This is a genomic window from Saccharococcus sp. Marseille-Q5394, from assembly GCF_946901335.1.
GTDB classification, from domain to species: Bacteria; Bacillota; Bacilli; order Bacillales_A; family Planococcaceae; genus Sporosarcina; species Sporosarcina luteola_C.
Genome location: NZ_CAMPPQ010000001.1, coordinates 1067624 through 1084392, shown reverse-complemented (window position 1 = coordinate 1084392; position 16769 = coordinate 1067624). Strand labels below are relative to the sequence as shown.

16 protein-coding genes and 1 other annotated feature are annotated in these 16769 nt (G+C 46.2%); of the genes, 13 read left to right on the top strand and 3 right to left on the bottom strand.

What is annotated here, in order from left to right; translation table 11 throughout:
- Positions 1-53 precede the first annotated feature (53 nt).
- Positions 54-270: a binding site (T-box leader), on the top strand.
- A gap of 78 nt (positions 271-348) precedes the next feature.
- The gene (leuS, locus tag OC538_RS05365) at positions 349-2763 is read left to right on the top strand and encodes a leucine--tRNA ligase (protein WP_262173557.1); all 2415 of its coding nucleotides are present in this window, start codon (positions 349-351) and stop codon (positions 2761-2763) included.
- A 196-nt stretch (positions 2764-2959) separates the two neighbouring features.
- Here leuS and OC538_RS05360 read toward each other — a convergent pair whose 3' ends face one another.
- Positions 2960-4228 (bottom strand): NAD(P)/FAD-dependent oxidoreductase, encoded by a 1269-nt coding sequence (locus OC538_RS05360; protein ID WP_251694117.1) that lies wholly within the window; start codon positions 4226-4228, stop codon positions 2960-2962.
- A 131-nt stretch (positions 4229-4359) separates the two neighbouring features.
- Between OC538_RS05360 and OC538_RS05355 the strand changes: the two genes are divergently transcribed.
- Both OC538_RS05355 and OC538_RS05350 read left to right on the top strand, forming a co-directional pair.
- On the top strand, positions 4360-5976 hold the full coding sequence (locus OC538_RS05355; RefSeq protein ID WP_251694118.1) for a polysaccharide biosynthesis protein: 1617 nt from the start codon (positions 4360-4362) through the stop codon (positions 5974-5976).
- Positions 5977-5979: 3 nt separating this feature from the next.
- Positions 5980-6696: a pseudouridine synthase gene (locus tag OC538_RS05350; protein ID WP_262173555.1), complete on the top strand. Its 717-nt coding sequence runs from the start codon at positions 5980-5982 to the stop codon at positions 6694-6696.
- Positions 6697-6744: 48 nt separating this feature from the next.
- Here the strand turns inward: OC538_RS05350 and OC538_RS05345 are convergent, their stop codons facing one another.
- Positions 6745-6966 carry a DeoR family transcriptional regulator gene (locus tag OC538_RS05345; protein ID WP_251625097.1) on the bottom strand — a complete coding sequence of 74 codons (222 nt, stop codon included), beginning with the start codon at positions 6964-6966 and terminating at the stop codon, positions 6745-6747.
- Between the two features lie 419 nt (positions 6967-7385).
- Here OC538_RS05345 and pepV point away from each other — a divergent pair, with 419 nt between their 5' ends.
- The 5 genes from pepV to OC538_RS05320 are packed head-to-tail and all read left to right on the top strand — an operon-like array spanning position 7386 to position 12206.
- On the top strand, positions 7386-8798 hold the full coding sequence (gene pepV, locus OC538_RS05340; RefSeq protein ID WP_251695248.1) for a dipeptidase PepV: 1413 nt from the start codon (positions 7386-7388) through the stop codon (positions 8796-8798).
- The gene (gene dat / locus OC538_RS05335; RefSeq protein ID WP_251694120.1) at positions 8795-9649 is read left to right on the top strand and encodes a D-amino-acid transaminase; all 855 of its coding nucleotides are present in this window, start codon (positions 8795-8797) and stop codon (positions 9647-9649) included. Before pepV ends, dat begins: the two co-directional genes overlap by 4 nt.
- A gap of 33 nt (positions 9650-9682) precedes the next feature.
- Positions 9683-10675 carry a nuclease-related domain-containing protein gene (locus OC538_RS05330; protein WP_251694121.1) on the top strand — a complete coding sequence of 331 codons (993 nt, stop codon included), beginning with the start codon at positions 9683-9685 and terminating at the stop codon, positions 10673-10675.
- Between the two features lie 18 nt (positions 10676-10693).
- Positions 10694-11338: a tRNA (guanosine(46)-N7)-methyltransferase TrmB gene (gene trmB / locus OC538_RS05325; RefSeq protein WP_251694122.1), complete on the top strand. Its 645-nt coding sequence runs from the start codon at positions 10694-10696 to the stop codon at positions 11336-11338.
- Between the two features lie 22 nt (positions 11339-11360).
- Positions 11361-12206 carry an MBL fold metallo-hydrolase gene (locus OC538_RS05320; protein WP_251694123.1) on the top strand — a complete coding sequence of 282 codons (846 nt, stop codon included), beginning with the start codon at positions 11361-11363 and terminating at the stop codon, positions 12204-12206.
- 73 nt (positions 12207-12279) lie between these two features.
- On the opposite strand, the gene OC538_RS05315 is transcribed toward OC538_RS05320, so the two are convergent.
- Positions 12280-12594, bottom strand: a complete 315-nt coding sequence (locus OC538_RS05315) for a hypothetical protein (RefSeq protein WP_060204336.1) — start codon at positions 12592-12594, stop codon at positions 12280-12282.
- A 195-nt stretch (positions 12595-12789) separates the two neighbouring features.
- On the opposite strand from OC538_RS05315, the gene OC538_RS05310 reads away from it, so the two are divergent.
- From OC538_RS05310 to ytpR, 5 genes are all read left to right on the top strand, one after another.
- A complete protein-coding gene (locus OC538_RS05310) occupies positions 12790-13863 on the top strand; it encodes a M42 family metallopeptidase (protein WP_251694124.1) in 1074 nt (357 codons plus the stop codon).
- Positions 13864-14067: 204 nt separating this feature from the next.
- Positions 14068-14586: a DUF84 family protein gene (locus OC538_RS05305; protein WP_251694125.1), complete on the top strand. Its 519-nt coding sequence runs from the start codon at positions 14068-14070 to the stop codon at positions 14584-14586.
- Positions 14587-14722: 136 nt separating this feature from the next.
- The gene (locus tag OC538_RS05300) at positions 14723-15238 is read left to right on the top strand and encodes a hypothetical protein (protein ID WP_251694126.1); all 516 of its coding nucleotides are present in this window, start codon (positions 14723-14725) and stop codon (positions 15236-15238) included.
- A 61-nt stretch (positions 15239-15299) separates the two neighbouring features.
- On the top strand, positions 15300-16127 hold the full coding sequence (locus OC538_RS05295) for a DUF1444 domain-containing protein (RefSeq protein WP_410055860.1): 828 nt from the start codon (positions 15300-15302) through the stop codon (positions 16125-16127).
- The gene (gene ytpR / locus OC538_RS05290; RefSeq protein WP_251694128.1) at positions 16124-16729 is read left to right on the top strand and encodes a YtpR family tRNA-binding protein; all 606 of its coding nucleotides are present in this window, start codon (positions 16124-16126) and stop codon (positions 16727-16729) included. Before OC538_RS05295 ends, ytpR begins: the two co-directional genes overlap by 4 nt.
- Positions 16730-16769 lie beyond the last annotated feature (40 nt).

The following is a 16769-nucleotide window of genomic DNA, read 5'->3' as shown; positions in this document are numbered from 1 at the left end:
TAGTTGTATTTCGGAACAATTTCGGGTACACTACAATAAACTGAATTCAAATAGCGTTGGCATTGAAAAGGAATCAGTAATCGGTCCAGTCGATTGAAGAGAGCAGGCGGTTTGGTGCAAGCCTGTACGACTACGATGAACTCGCCTTCGAGCCTGTATCGGTGAACGAATAGTAGCCGGTGCCGTTTTCCGCGTTAAGGAAACAAGTTGGGCGGCATTGCCGTCAATTTGGGTGGCACCGCGGGAGTACATACACCTCTCGTCCCTTATCTTTTTAAGGGACGGGAGTTTTTTTATTTCCGCGAACCGCATAGCGCTTTTTGAATATAGAGGGAAGGAATGACAGCAATGAGTTATAAACATGTAGAAATCGAAAAGAAGTGGCAGCAGTACTGGAAAGACAATAAGACGTACAAAATGGTCAATGACGAATCCAAGCCGAAGTTCTACGCGCTTGATATGTTCCCTTATCCTTCCGGAGCGGGACTTCACGTTGGGCACCCGCTAGGCTATATCGCAACGGATATCTTAAGTTCATTCAAACGGAAGCAAGGCTATAATGTCCTTCACCCGATGGGATGGGACGCTTTCGGATTGCCTGCTGAGCAATATGCAATCGATACTGGGAACGACCCTGCGGAATTCACTGCCAAAAACATCGCGACATTCAAGCGTCAAATGAATGACCTCGGCTTTTCCTACGACTGGGACCGTGAAGTGAATACGACAGATCCGAAATATTACAAATGGACGCAATGGATTTTCATCCAATTGTATAAAAAGGGCTTGGCGTATATCGATGAAGTGCCAGTCAACTGGTGCCCGGCGCTTGGTACGGTACTTGCGAATGAAGAAGTCATCGACGGTAAATCCGAACGTGGTGGCCATCCAGTCGAACGCCGCCCGATGCGCCAATGGGTATTGCGAATTACCGAATATGCGGATCGCCTGCTTGAGGATCTTGAAGATGTTGATTGGCCGGAAAGCTTGAAAGATATGCAACGCAACTGGATCGGCCGTTCTGAAGGAGCTCAACTGACTTTCGAAATCGATGGAACGGATCTTTCATTCGAAGCATTCACGACACGTCCGGATACGATTTTCGGTGCGACATATGCCGTTCTTGCTCCTGAACATAAGCTTGTCGATACGATTACGACAGCCGAACAAAGGGAAGCTGTTGACGCTTATTTGGATAAAGTGAAAACGAAGAGCGACTTGGAACGTACAGACCTTGCAAAAGAAAAGACTGGCGTATTCACGGGCGCTTACGCAATCAACCCTGCGAGCGGCGAAAAGATGCCGATCTGGATTGCGGATTACGTCCTTGCTTCTTATGGAACAGGCGCCATCATGGCGGTTCCTGCGCATGACGAGCGAGATTACGAGTTTGCGGTTGAATTCAAGTTGCCGATTGTGGAAGTCGTTGCAGGTGGAGATATTTCAAGAGAGGCATATACAGGAGATGGCGAGCATATCAACTCAGATTTCCTGAATGGCCTTGGCAAAGAGGAAGCAATCGAAAAAGCGATTGCTTGGTTCGTTGAAAACGGCAAAGGCGAGAAGAAAATCACGTATCGCCTACGCGATTGGCTATTCTCGAGACAGCGTTATTGGGGTGAACCGATTCCGATCATCCATTGGGAAGACGGATCAATGACTCCTGTCGATGAATCCGAATTGCCATTGATGCTGCCGAAGACGGACAACATCAAGCCGAGCGGAACAGGCGAATCACCGCTTGCGAATATCGAAGAGTGGGTCAACGTCGTCGATCCGGAGACTGGCATGAAAGGTCGCCGCGAAACGAATACGATGCCGCAATGGGCGGGAAGCTGCTGGTACTACTTGCGCTACATCGACCCGGATAATGACGAAATGCTTATCGATCCGAAACTTGCAGAACGCTGGCTGCCGGTCGACATCTACGTCGGCGGCGCGGAGCATGCGGTGCTTCACCTTCTATATGCACGATTCTGGCATAAGGTGCTTTACGATATCGGTGTAGTTCCAACGAAAGAGCCATTCCAAAAATTGTTCAACCAAGGAATGATCCTCGGGGAAGGGCATGTGAAAATGTCCAAGTCGCTTGGCAACGTCATCAACCCTGACGACATCGTCCATTCCCACGGGGCAGATACGCTTCGTCTATACGAAATGTTCATGGGACCGCTTGAAGCTTCCAAAGAGTGGTCGACAAACGGCCTCGATGGATCCCGCCGCTTCTTGGACCGCATCTGGCGCCTATTCGTCAACGAAGACGGTACACTTAGCTCCAAAGTTGGCGGGGAGCCGGGCGGTGCACTTGAAAAGGTGTACCACCAAACCGTGAAGAAAGTGACCGAAGACTTTGAAGGAATGCGCAACAACACTGCCATTTCTCAATTGATGGTGTTCATCAATGAAGGATATAAAGCCGATTCGATTCCGAAAGAATTCGTTGAAGGTTTTGTCACACTGATTTCACCGATTACTCCACATCTTGCTGAAGAGCTATGGGAGAAGCTTGGCCATAGCGAATCCATCTCTTATGTAGCATGGCCGACATACGATGAATCGAAACTATTCGATGAAACAGTAGAAGTTGCTGTCCAAATCAACGGGAAAGTCCGCGCGAAAATCAATGTCGCAAAAGACATTACGAAGGAAGAGCTTGAAAAAGTCGCACTTGCTGACGAAGATGTGAAGCAATGGATTGAAGGCAAGGAATTGAAGAAAGTCATTGCGATTCCAGGCAGATTGGTCAACATTGTAGCTGTTTGATGAATGAAGTAAAGATCCGAGGAAATGGACGCGTCCATTTCTTCGGATTTTTTTGATCGCGTCCAAAGCGAGGCGCCAAGCCGCTTCGCGCTCAAAGCAAGCCGCTCCGCGTCCAAAGCAAGCCATTCCACGTCTAAAGTAAACCGTCCAAAGCATCAAAAAACATCGGCTTCAACGAAACCGATGTTTAAGCATATTATCCTTCTTCTCTTGCGAACGCCCCGGCATTCATGCCCGCAATACGTCCTGTAACAAGAGCAGAAGTAATATTATAACCGCCCGTGTATCCGTGAATATCCAATATCTCTCCGCAGAAGAAAAGTCCAGCCTTCTTCCGTGAGGCCATTGTTTTAGGCTCGATCTCCTTCGTCGAAACGCCTCCGCCTGTGACGAATGCCTTTTCAATCGGCTGCGTGCCGTTCACGGTCATCGGGAAACCTTTCAGCAACCCCGCAAGTTTGCGGATCTTTTCGTTCGAAAGCCCTGCACCGATATCAGCTTCATCTATGTCTGCCCGGTCAAATAAAAACAGTAGCCACCGTTCCGGTGCAATTCCTTTCAAACTGTTTTTCACCGCTTTTTTCGGATCATCTTTCAACATCGTATGAATCATTTGAAACGCCTTTTCTTCATTCATGGAAGGAAGGGAATCAATCCTCATATCAACGGGCTTCCTGCCATTTTTCATCTGTTCCTTCACGACGAACTGGCTGCAACGTAAGATCGCAGGCCCGCTCAACCCGAAATGGGTGAACAACATGTCCATCTGATGAGTAACCAAGGTTTTCCCTTTGGCGTTCAATACGGAAACAGCAACATCGCGCAATGCAAGTCCTTGTAATTCCTTTGATTGGATGAACGGCTCATCGGACAGCAACGGCACCTCTGTCGGATACAGATCCGTTACAGTATGTCCCGCTTTCTCCGCCCACGGATATCCGTCTCCTGTACTTCCTGTCTGCGGAACAGCCTTTCCGCCTACCGCAACAACGACTGCTTGAGTTCGGATTTCTTCACCATCCTCAAGCCGTACGCCCAAAATCCTTTCATCGTCCATCAATAATTTCTTCACGCGTGTCGACAATCTCACTTCGACATGCAGTCGATCCATTTCCGAAAGCAGCGCATTGACAACGTCTTTCGCTTTATCCGAGACAGGGAACATCCGCCCGTGATCCTCTTCTTTCAACGGTACCCCGAGTCCTTCAAAAAACGCAATGATATCCTCATTATTGAAGACGGAAAACGGACCGTATAAAAATCTTCCGTTGCCTGGAATGTTCTTCACGATTTCTTCTAAAGGCAATCGATTCGTAACATTGCATCTACCGCCGCCCGAGATGGATAATTTATTCCCAAGCTTTTTCCCTTTATCGAGAAGAAGCACTTTATTTCCGTGTTCAGCTGCAGCGATCGAGGCCATCAGTCCTGAGGGACCCCCACCTATGATTATGACGTCATACATATATGGAACCACACTTTCAGTTTTTCTCTATTATACATGGATACGCTCGATAATCATTGTGAAAAGCGCCGGTGGGGGGTAAACTGGTAAGTAGCTTTGTCGAGTAGTACTTAAGATTGGAAGGATCAAACATGTCATCAAATCTTGTTAAAGGCACCGCCATTTTAACAATCGGGCTCTTCTTATCGAAGGCGCTCGGTCTATTATACGTAATTCCGTTTTATGCAATTGTCGGGGTTGAGAATATCGGTTTGTATCAATACGCATACATTCCATACAATTTAGCTTTGGCGGTTGCGATTTCTGGAGCACCACTTGCCATTTCAAAATTCATATCAAAATATAATGCAATGGGCGATTATGCAACAGGCCGAAAGTTAATGAAATCTGGGATGCTCGTCATGACGCTAACCGGCATCCTCTCATTTCTTGTTCTCTTTTTCTTGGCTGAACCGATTGCCCATCTTGTGCGAAAAAGCGATGATCAGATTTTCACAATCGCAGAAATTACGTCTGTCATCCGTTATGTAAGCTTCGCTTTGCTGGCAGTTCCACTTATGAGTATCGTCCGCGGTTATTTGCAAGGGAATCAAAAATTTGAACCTACGTCCGTCTCACAGCTTGTCGAACAGGTTGTCAGGATTTTGGTTGTCCTTGTCGGCGCATTTATTGTAGTGAATGTACTAGATCTGTCTCCCCGGACGGCTGTGAATTTTGCGGTGTTCGCAGCATTCATCGGGGCGCTTGCGGGTCTTGTTGTCCTGTATAAATATTGGTTGAAATACAAACCCGAATTTAATCAGCTGTACGCTAGCAGTCCGCCTGCAAGCAATATTACCTTCATCGATATGTACAAAGAAGTGATCGGTTACACGATTCCCTTCGTCCTCGTTGGCGTTATCAATCCTTTGTATCAATTTGTCGATATGATAACGTTCAATGGAGCAATGACAAGTATCGGTCGTGATGATGTCACTGATGTTATTTTGACGATGCTTAACTTCCTGACTCACAAAGTCGTCATGATTCCGGTCATGGTTGCAACTGGATTTTCCATGGCGCTCATCCCGGTCATTACGGGCTATTATACGAAGAACGATCAGAAGGGCCTTACCCGTTCTCTAGACCAAACATTTCAGATCATGCTCTATTTGACAGTGCCGATGGTTCTAGGGTTAATTATCCTATCGAATGAGTTCTATACATTCCTTTACAGTGAAGATCCAGTGGGCTCAAGTATTTTGGCTGCTTATGCCCCGGTTGCAATACTGTTCGGGCTTTACTCAGTGACAGCAGCAATCCTCCAAGGGATCGATCGACATAAATGGATCGTCTTTACTTCATTGACGGGGCTTTTAGTCAAAATGATTTTGAATATCCCACTCATCAAGCTTTTCGAAGTGAATGGAGCAATTGCTGCGACGACAATTGGATATGCAATCGCGGTCTGCATTAATATTTATGTCATATCAAGAGTCCTTCATTACCGTTCAAGAATGGTGTTCAGGCGACTGATCCTCATCGGGATCTTCAATGTGATCATGTTCATTGCAGTTCACTACACATTAAAAGGCCTCCTTGCGATTAGTCCTGTCGACGGTAAGATGCAGGCATTGCTATACGTTATGATTTGTGCATTTGTCGGAGTGGTAGTCTATGGAGTCCTATCCTTGAAATCGGGGCTTGCTCAAAAGTTGTTCGGCGACCGGTTGACGAGGATTACGAAGAAGCTTGGTTTTGGAGGGTGAATGATGCGTTTAGATAAATTATTGGCGAATATGGGATTCGGCTCTCGTAAGGAAGTCCGGCAGCTTTTGAAAAAAGGCGCTGTACAAGTAAATTCCGAACAGGTTAAGGATCCGGCGCTTCACGTAGATCCGGAAAAGGATGAGGTGACGATCCTCGGTGAACGGGTCGTCTACAAAGAGTTTATTTATTTGATGTTGAACAAACCGCAAGGCGTCATCTCCGCTACGGAGGATGATCGGGACCGTACCGTCATCGATCTGCTGGATGGGGAACACCGGTATTTTGAACCGTTCCCGGTCGGCAGGCTCGATAAGGATACGGAAGGGTTTTTATTGATTACGAATGACGGGAAGCTGGCGCATGAGTTATTATCGCCGAAGAAGGAAGTTCCGAAAACGTATTACGCGCATATCGATGGTAAGGTCGATGAGACCGATATCGAAAAGTTCGCGGAAGGGCTGACATTGGACGACGGCTACTTCACGAAACCGGGACAGCTCCGCGTCTTGCATTCAGGTGAAACGTCTGAAATTGAGTTGACGATCACCGAAGGGAAGTTCCATCAAGTGAAGCGGATGTTCGAAGCGGTCGGGAAGCGGGTCGTCTATTTGAAACGTCTGTCGATGGGGCCGTTGGAGTTGGATGACTCCTTACGTTTAGGGGAATACAGGGAGCTGACGGATGAGGAAGTCGCAATGCTCCACCATGAAAAGGGCTGAACCGGTTGAAGCGGTTCAGCCTTTTTCTTATCTTAGATTGAAGTGATGTCAGGAGGGCAATTTAACTTTTTTCTGAGTTGTCGTCCATTTTCCGCGGGCAGGGCTTGTGATGAGCTCGTTGTATTCAAGGACATTCAAGTCCCTTTGCGCTGTGCGGTTTGTGATGCCGAATTCTTCGACCACATTTTCCGTTGTGACAATACCCCTGTCAAGGATATATAAATATACGTCCTTGATGCGGGTAAGCATACGACCAGTAGCTGGATTCAACTGTGGAACCACTCCTTCATCTTCATTTTCCAAAAACGATGGGCATGAGACTATTGAATGTACCTATGCTAGTTGAAATAGCCCCCGACAATGCACTCCTTTCATCAGAACGTTGCGTCAGATGCAATGTTCTGACAATGTAAGTATAACTCATTTTTGCTAATAGTACATGAATTTTTTGTAAAAGTTCTGTAAGAAATGTTTTGCTCTTTACCCCGCATTAACTGGCTGTAAGATTCCCCTACTAGAATAAGCGAGGAATCTAGGTTGTTAAGGGGAATCAACAGCCAGTAAATGCCCGATTGGTTCAACTAACAATCAGGGGGGATGAAAGAATCCCCCCCCTGATTGCAGTTTCACTTTATTTTCTTAGCTGAACGTGTGAAAATAGGGTATCAGGAAAGAAGGTGCTTGAATTGGTGAATTGGAAAGAGAAAGTGTCGGAGAAAGAAGAGCTTTTGATTCATGATTTGAGGCAATTGGTTTCCATTCCGTCCGTACTGGATGAAAATTTGGCGACAGAGGAGGCACCGTTTGGACCGGAACCTAAGCGAGCGCTTGATTGGCTGCTGGAGGAAGGCAGGAAAGCTGGATTCACAGTGAAAAACATCGATAATATGGCTGGCCATATTGAAATGGGCGAAGGCGATGAACTGCTTGGCATCCTTTGCCACGTCGATGTGGTGCCCGCTGGAGGAAATTGGACATTCGGTCCTTTTGACGGGACTGTGAAGGATGGGAAATTGTTCGGTCGCGGTGCAATTGATGATAAGGGGCCGACAATCGCTGCCTGGCATGCCATGAAATTGGTGAAGGAAGCAGGAGTTCCTTTGAATAAAAGAGTCCGCCTCATTATCGGGACGGATGAAGAGAGTGGTTTCCGCTGTGTGAAACGTTACTTTGAAAAAGAAGAGATGCCGACGATCGGATTTGCACCTGACGCTGACTTTCCGATCATCAACGCGGAAAAAGGGATTTCAACATTAGTCTTCACACAGAAGACTGAAAAAGCAGATGGGCAGCTTCAGTATTTTAAGTCAGGCGATCGTACGAATATGGTACCTGATTATGCGGAGGCGCATATTAAAGGTTTCGACTTCAAGGATATCCACAGTAAATTTGAAAGCTTCATGAATATGCATGACATGGCAGCATCAATCGTTGAAAAAAATGGCGAAGCATTTTTAACTTTCCACGGCAAGTCCGCCCATGCGATGGAGCCGGATAACGGTGTGAATGCGGCTGTTCTCCTTGCGACATTCCTGAATAAGATTTTCGAAGAAGGTGAATCGAAGGATTTCACCCAATTCATACTGGACGCATTCGGAACAGAAACTCGAGGGCGCTATCTAGGGTTAGCTTATAATGATGAAGTTTCGGGCGACACGACATTGAATGCTGGAATCGTTTCCTTCACTCCTGAAATAGGTGGCCGGGTTGACGTGAGCATGCGATATTCCGTCACCTATCCTTTTGAAGAGAAAACCGGAACGTGCAACGATCGGTTGAAGGATACTTCTTTTACTATGGGAGTGAAGTCCAACTCGAAGCCCCATCATGTCGATGCAAATGATCCATTCATCAAAACGTTGCAAGAAATTTACACGTCCTACACGGGTGAAGAGGCGGAGTTGTTGTCAATCGGCGGCGGTACGTATGCGCGCGTGCTTGATAAAGGCGTCGCTTTCGGCATGCTCTTCCCTGGCAGGGAGGATGTCGCTCACCAAGCAGATGAATATGTATATATAGAGGACTTAGTAAAGGCGACCGCCATTTACACGGAAGCGATCAGCCGTCTTACATCCAATGAAGGGGAAGGGAAAAACGAATGACTACTTATTTTATCGATGGCCAATTCACTAGTAAAGACAGCTTAACTATCTCGATTGATGACAGAGGATACTACTTCGGTGATGGGGTGTATGAAGTCGTAAAGGTGTATGACGGCGAGTTGTATACTGCCGAGGAACACTTCGGGCGCCTGTTCCAAAGCGCATCGAAAATCAAGATGGCCATCCCTTACTCTGAACAGCAGCTGATTGACATTGCGAAAGAATTGGTGAAGGTGAACGAAGTGATGACCGGCCATATTTATATGCAAGTGACACGCGGAGCTTCTGCGAGGGTTCATCAGTTCCCGGAGGGATCAGTGACTCCGGTTGTTACTGCATATGCAATCCATAATCCAAGGCCTTTAAGCAATATTGAGGGCGGAGTCTCAGTGAAATCGGTTGACGACGTTCGTTGGCTTCGCTGTGATATTAAAAGTTTGAATTTGCTAGCCAATGTTCTGGCAAAACAAGAGGCTTTTGAAGCTGGCTGTGCAGAAGCGATTTTTGTTCGCGACGGAGTTGTCATGGAAGGGTCATCTTCAAATGCATTCGGTGTGAAAAACGGCGTTGTCATTACTCACCCGGCAACAAATCTTATTCTGAACGGAATTACACGCCAAGTGGTGTTAAAGCTTTGTAAGGAGAACGGAATTCCAGTCGAAGAGAGGGCGTTCACACCGGAAGAGATGTACGCAATGGATGAATTTTTCATTACATCCACAACTTCGGAAATAACCCCTGTCGTGTTAATCGATGAAAAAGCGGTTGGGGCAGGAACGCCGGGAGCGGTAACGAGAAGATTGCAGGAAGCATTCGCGCGGCAGATTCCGTTGTCCGTGGCGGGGGAATGATGAACATAGCCATACTGATCGGAGTGGATGAAATTGGCGCAGCTCGTCAAACTGCTTGATTATGTATCTCGCTACGAAAATGATCTATCACGGTATCCAACCCAATATATCCGTCTGAAAAATTCCCAGTGGAAACGGATGAAAACCCAATGGGAGCACGGAGCCGACCTTTCTGAGTGGAGGCATGTCCCTGAGGAGACGGAGGAACAGGCAGAGGAGGGGAAATGGTACTCCCCTCTATTCCGTCTGTTCGGCAATCGGAAAGGCCGTTCGGAAGAAGTGGAGCCGATTGAGGCGGAAAAAGGTCGACAAGGACAAGATGACGTAGATGTCTTCGATTTTAATCCGAATATTATTTATCAGCCCCAAAATGAAGAGCAGCTTCGGAAGCTATATTTGGACCAACTGTTCCATTTTCAACTGAAATGGGCAAGCTCTACAATGTTGGAAAGATCCAATCTGGATGCAGGCTTTATGAGGGATTCATTGCTGAGGAGCTTCACCCAGCGGCTTCCTGACAGCTATCTTCTATTCTATTATCCGATTTTGAAAGTGAAAAAAGCACCTGTTGAACTGGATATCCTTCTTATCACGCCGGTTGAGTGCTTATGCATAACGGTGTTGGAAGGAGAGGACGCAGCGGCTTTCATCGGTGATGGCGATCGGTTTTGGACGAAAAAGTATGGGGACGAGGAATCAAGGGTATTGAATCCACTCATCGGACTGAACCGCATGGAGAAGATCGTGTCGGGAATTTTCGCTGCACAGAATATCGATTTTCCTATTAAGAAATTGATCATTTCTAGGAATGGCTACATCGATTATCCAGGTGTGCCATTCGATACGGTCGTCATTGATCGAAGGATGTATGAAGAATGGTTCTCCTCCCTCCGGAAATCGACTGTGCCGATGAAGTTCAACCAATTCAAGGCCGCACAATCGATTTTGGATGTCGGACAGACCACTGCAGTAAGCAGACTTTTTGAAGAACAGATTGAGCAGGGACAACCTGATACTAATGAATAGAAATGAGTGTAATTGATTATGCGGCTTCGCAATAAACCATGGGCAAAAGATTTCATGGCAGAGCATCCCGATGTGTTGATCCACGAAGATGAAGGTACATCAATAGATTGGAAAACGGTTTTCGGCAATGAAAACCCGATCCATGTGGAAGTAGGGACAGGGAAAGGACAATTCATTATCGGAATGGCTATCGCCAATCCGGACGTCAACTATATCGGAATTGAGCATTTCGACAATGTGATTGTGTCCGCTCTTGAAAAGGTCATTGAGGCGGAGAAGCCTTCCAATCTACGGCTTCTAAGAGGAAATGGCGAGAATTTAGGAGATTTATTCCAAAAAGCGGAATTGGACAGGATTTATTTGAACTTCTCCGACCCATGGCCTAAATCCCGCCATGCAAAACGACGTTTGACACATGAATCGTTTTTAGCCCGCTACAAGGCGGTTCTGAAAAAAAGAGGGGAAATCCACTTCAAGACGGATAACAGGAAGCTATTTGAGTACTCGCTCGTTTCAATGTCGGCATACGGAATGATCCTCCAGGATGTATCGCTAGATTTGCATGCGGAAATGCCTGAAGATAATATTATGACAGAGTATGAAGAGAAGTTTTCAGCAAAGGGACAGGCGATCTACCGGTTGGAAGCAATGTTCAATAATTGATGTTTGAAAGGGGAGGTTTTGTTTGGATACATATAAGTTTCACGATATGAAACTAACATGGCTCGATGGGGGAGTCAATTTCCTCGATGGAGGCACGATGTTCGGGGTCGTTCCGAAAGCGTTATGGTCGCGGAAATACAATGTTGATGAGAACAACTTGATCGAACTTCGGACAGATCCGATCTATATCACCTACGAAGGGAAACATATCCTCATAGACTCAGGCATCGGGAAAGGGAAGCTGTCGGAAAAGTTGAAGCGTAATCTCGGGGTCCGTGCTGAAACAAAGGTGGAGGAAGGTTTGGCAGAGCTTGGACTGACACCTGCCGATATCGATATTGTCCTCATGACCCATTTGCATAATGACCATGCCGCGGGTTTGACGGGGTGGGCAAACGATGAGCTCGTGTCAATTTTTCCGAATGCGGAAATTCATGTATCACAAGTCGAGTGGGATGAAATGCGGAATCCTAATATCCGTTCAAGGAATACGTATTGGAAGGAGAACTGGGAGCCCGTCCAGCATCAGGTGAAAACATTCGAAGGCCGGGTTGAAGTGCTGCCGGGGATCGAAATGATTCACACAGGTGGACATAGTGACGGACATAGTGTCATCAAGCTGACTCAAAACGGGGAAACGGTTCTGCATATGGGGGATATCATGCCGACGCATGCGCATAGCAATCCATTATGGGTTTTGGCTTATGACGACTACCCAATGACTTCAATATTTGCAAAGGAAAAGCTAATGAAAGAAGCATTGGCTAACCGATATCGTTTCATCTTCTATCATGACGCTGTTTACCGTCTCGTCCAGTGGGATGAAAGCGGTAAAGAAATTACTGAAGCAGTCGAGCGTACAAGATAAATCATAAAAAGCAGCAGGTGTGGAGAGCATTTTACTCCTTCACCTGCTGCTTTTGGTATGCGGTCATACACGTTCATTTTTGGATCAATTCGACGACAGTTCCTGTTTGCGAGTTAGCTGCAAATTCAAATTGCTCCAGTTCGCCATTACGGATTCTAGTAACGCCGCCACGGTACACTTCCATCGACAGAACATTGTTTGTAAACGGTTCAGGTTTCATGACGATCCACGAACCGTCAATCGGACCTTCTTTTTTAAAAGCATCTTTCACTGCATCCAAGACATGCTCAGCCGGAGTATTCGGATTCATCTTCCCGATTGCCTGGTTGACAACGAGCCCGGCAGCAACGCCTGTTAGAACTCCTGCTACAAAATCTTTAACTTTCATGTCTGAGAACCCCCTCCATCGATCTTCAACAAGTGTACCATATTTCAAAAAAATGTTTAACCGTTATTGGACTCAGGGAGTACAGGGGAAAACTGTCTTCGAAAAACTAGTTCGGAAAGCTAAATATTATAATGGAAAGTTTCAAATTCGTGCACTATACTAGAAGAAGTACATATCGAATTGGGGGAAATTCTCATGAACAACGAAACGTTGACTATGTTCAAAACATTGACCGAGCTGCCTGGAGCACCAGGAAATGAGCATATGGTACGCAACTATATGCGGGATGAGCTCGGAAAATATTCCGATGAAATTATCCAGGACAATCTAGGCGGAATTTTCGGCGTGCGGAAAGGACCTGAAGAAGGCCCGCGTATCATGGTTGCCGGCCATATGGATGAAGTAGGCTTCATGGTCACTGCAATCACTGACAACGGTATGCTCCGTTTCCAACCGCTTGGGGGATGGTGGAACCAAGTGCTGTTGGCGCAACGAGTTCAAATCATTACAGATGAAGGTCCAGTCGTCGGCGTCATCGGATCCATACCGCCACATCTCCTCAGTGATGAAGTCCGCAATAAACCGATGGATATTAAAAACATGCTTATCGATATCGGTGCGGATGACAAAGAAGACGCACAGAAAATCGGCATCCGTCCCGGCCAGCAAATTGTACCGATCTGCCCGTTCACCCCAATGGCGAATGATAAAAAGATCTTGGCGAAAGCATGGGATAATAGATATGGTTGCGGTCTGGCCATCGAGCTGTTGAAAGAAGTTCATGGAGAAACGCTTCCGAATAACCTGTATTCCGGGGCGAATGTCATGGAGGAAGTAGGATTGCGAGGTGCACAGGCTGCTGCCCGGATGATCAATCCTGATCTGTTCTTCGCATTGGACGCGAGCCCGGCGAATGACGCATCCGGCAATAAAAATGAATTTGGCCAGCTTGGAAAAGGAACATTGCTTCGCATCTTCGACCGTTCGATGGTGACACACCGCGGCATGCGCGAATTCATCCTTGATACAGCGGAAACGAACAATATCCCGTACCAATATTTCATCTCCATGGGAGGAACAGACGCAGGACAAGTGCATATTTCAAATGAAGGTGTACCAAGTGCGGTTATCGGAATCTGTTCACGTTACATCCACACATCCGCTTCCATCATCCACACCGATGATTATGCGGCAGCGAAAGAACTTCTCGTCAAATTAGTGAAAGCTTGCGATAAAACGACTGTTGAAACAATCAAGAGCAATGTATAAACAAAAGCGAAAGCCGTTACGGAGAACGGCTTTTGCGAGCACAAGCGCAGCGTTGCGAGCAAGAATTGGAATCAGCGGTCTTTGCCACGCAGTAGCTTTGGCTTATGACCCGAGCAGCTAGCGCCTGAAGTCTAGACGAGAATCATAAATATGGCCATCCTTTCCATACAGGATGGCTTTTTACTGACTAGAAAGGAGAACAGCATGAAATTCATCATAGGGTCCACCAATCAAGCAAAAGTCAAAGCAGCACAGGAAGTGATCGAAAGCCATTTTCCGGGAAGTGAACTGTCCCAAGTGAAAGTTCCATCAGGCGTGAAGGATCAGCCATTTGGAGATGAAGAAACAAGAACCGGAGCATTGAACCGCGCAACGAATGCCGCCCATGAAGAAAGTGGCGCAATCGGAATCGGCTTGGAAGGTGGTGTGCGCATGATTGGAAGTGAAATGTTCGTTTGCAATTGGGGGGCGCTTGTACTGCCTTCAGGGAAATCATTCACTGCCGGTGGGGCTCAAATCACATTACCTGAAGAAATTGCTTCAGAATTAAAGAAGGGTCGGGAATTGGGAGCTGTCGTCGATGATTATTTTAACGCGAACGGCATCCGCAATAGTGAAGGTGCAATCGGTATGTTCACCGCGCTGGCGGTCACTCGCGACAAGCTGTTCGAACATGTTATGCAATTATTGATCGGTCAATTGAAATACTACAAGAAAGATTAAAAATCCGTGACATCCGCCGGAGGTTTTACCTTTATTAAGTTAAACAAAGTTAAACCGCTTGATTTGCATATAGGTGCGATAATCTATAAAATAGGTAGCGGTAAATGAATAAAAATGTACGATTGGAGGAAGCTGAATGTTCCGCTTCTGGAAATTCTTATTCCTGGCACTCCTATCCATACTAGTATTAGCCGCGTGTGGTAAAACGTTTGAGGAACAAGCTGCCGAGGCAATCGCAGCTGCGAAAGAAGCTTTTCAATTACATGATAAACATGTGAATGATGAAGTACATGGCGTTTCATTATATAAACCGGCAGGATTTTCGATAGACGAGAAATCCGATGCCCACAATATCGTATTGAAAAAGGGCGACGAAACATTCCTCCTTTTCATTAATCCGAATGAGTCCAGGGATAGCAGGCTCTTTTACGAACTGTCTATCAAGACGGAGGACAAAGAGCGGTTTGAGGAAGTGTTCACCGAAGATGGATATTTCGGTTTTTCCTCTGTTCTCAGAAAAGGCGAAGATCAGGCGGAGCTCATTGCCAGCGTCGGTGGAATAAAGATAACGACCATTACGAAAAACAAAAATATTGAAGCGAATATGGGCAAGATGATGGAAATTGTACGTTCCATCGATCAAGGCTCATAAGTATAAACTTTCGGTCACCCGGCGCAGTTGCGGCGAGCGGCCGTTTATTTTTGAAGAAAGGGTGAAGTTAGTGAATTCACAAAAGCTAGTGGAACTATTAAAAGAGCATCTGCCGTCCGAACATTTCCAATGGCGTTTCGATCGGAAAACGGATAAGGTTCGATTGGAGCATTCGATACTGAAAAAAGGGATGGATATTTCCTTGCCGGAAATCCTTGCTAAATATGAAACTAAACAAGAAGCTGCCATTAATGAAGTCGTCTATACGATTGGCGAAACTTTTAAAGCAATGGAAAAAGAGCAGACGGAAGGGTTTGTGAAAGAAAATGCAATCTACCCGGTCATCCGCTCGACTTCTTTTCCGCAAACTTCAAAAGCGGGGGATCGCTTCATAGCGAAAGATCATACGGCGGAAACGAGAATCTTCTATGCGCTCGACTTGGGCACGACGTACCGTCTCATTGATGAATCGATGCTCGATTCCATCGGTATGACGGAGTCGGAAATTATGGAATCAGCTCTATTTAAAGTGAGATCATTACCGACGAATATGAAGAAGGATGAAGTGGCGGGAAATCTGTTCTATTTCGTCAATAACAATGACGGATACGATGCAAGCCGTATATTGAATCACACCTTCCTAAAGGAAATGGAAGCGGAAATCGAAGGGCATATGACCGTCTCGGTACCTCACCAGGACGTTTTGATCATTGGTGATATTCGGAACGATACGGGGTATGACGTGCTTGCCCAAATGACGATGCAATTTTTCACGGTAGGGGCAGTGCCTGTCACCTCCTTGTCATTCATCTATGAAGATGGTAAATTAGAACCGATTTTCATTATGGCGAAAAATCGGGTTGCCCGGAAGGAAGGTAGAAAGAAATGAATATTTTTTACAATCAAAACGGAGTTGGCGATGTACTCCTCGTTCAAATGACGACAGAACGTCCGGAAGATAGGACAATTGAAAGCAAAAAGGATATCACACTTATCAAAGATGCAACAACAGATAAAGTCGTAGCATTCAACGTCTTCCGTGCTTCGAACTATGTGAAACCGGAAAATGAAGGACAACTTGAAACGACTGAAGAGATTGTCAGTCAACTGCAAGAGGCACTTAAATCGAATGGTGTGGAGTTTGAATTAGATGTGGATTTCTCACCGAAGTTCGTTGTCGGTCACGTTGTAGCAAAAGAAAAACACCCGAATGCAGATAAATTAAGCGTGTGCAAGGTGGATGTCGGAGATGAAACCTTGCAAATCGTCTGCGGAGCGCCCAATGTCGAAGAGGGGCAAAAGGTCGTCGTAGCAAAAGTGGGGGCTGTCATGCCATCGGGAATGGTCATAAGAGATGCAGAGCTTAGAGGTATCGACTCATCAGGTATGATCTGTTCAGCAAAAGAGCTTGGCATTCCAGACGCTCCTACTGAAAAAGGGATTATGGTCCTTGCTGAAGACGCAACGCCTGGTGAACCTTTTATAGCTTGATTTTGAAAAACGTACTGTCCAAAGCGGTACGTTTTTCTTA

What these genes read in the sequence shown, in the direction of transcription:
- leuS (WP_262173557.1), top strand. Translation starts at nt 349, where the DNA reads ATGAGTTATAAACATGTAGAAATCGAAAAGAAGTGGCAGCAGTACTGG.
- OC538_RS05360 (WP_251694117.1), bottom strand. Translation starts at nt 4,228, where the DNA reads ATGTATGACGTCATAATCATAGGTGGGGGTCCCTCAGGACTGATGGCC.
- OC538_RS05355 (WP_251694118.1), top strand. Translation starts at nt 4,360, where the DNA reads ATGTCATCAAATCTTGTTAAAGGCACCGCCATTTTAACAATCGGGCTC.
- OC538_RS05350 (WP_262173555.1), top strand. Translation starts at nt 5,980, where the DNA reads ATGCGTTTAGATAAATTATTGGCGAATATGGGATTCGGCTCTCGTAAG.
- dat (WP_251694120.1), top strand. Translation starts at nt 8,795, where the DNA reads ATGACTACTTATTTTATCGATGGCCAATTCACTAGTAAAGACAGCTTA.
- trmB (WP_251694122.1), top strand. Translation starts at nt 10,694, where the DNA reads ATGCGGCTTCGCAATAAACCATGGGCAAAAGATTTCATGGCAGAGCAT.
- OC538_RS05315 (WP_060204336.1), bottom strand. Translation starts at nt 12,594, where the DNA reads ATGAAAGTTAAAGATTTTGTAGCAGGAGTTCTAACAGGCGTTGCTGCC.
- OC538_RS05310 (WP_251694124.1), top strand. Translation starts at nt 12,790, where the DNA reads ATGAACAACGAAACGTTGACTATGTTCAAAACATTGACCGAGCTGCCT.
- OC538_RS05305 (WP_251694125.1), top strand. Translation starts at nt 14,068, where the DNA reads ATGAAATTCATCATAGGGTCCACCAATCAAGCAAAAGTCAAAGCAGCA.
- OC538_RS05300 (WP_251694126.1), top strand. Translation starts at nt 14,723, where the DNA reads ATGTTCCGCTTCTGGAAATTCTTATTCCTGGCACTCCTATCCATACTA.
- ytpR (WP_251694128.1), top strand. Translation starts at nt 16,124, where the DNA reads ATGAATATTTTTTACAATCAAAACGGAGTTGGCGATGTACTCCTCGTT.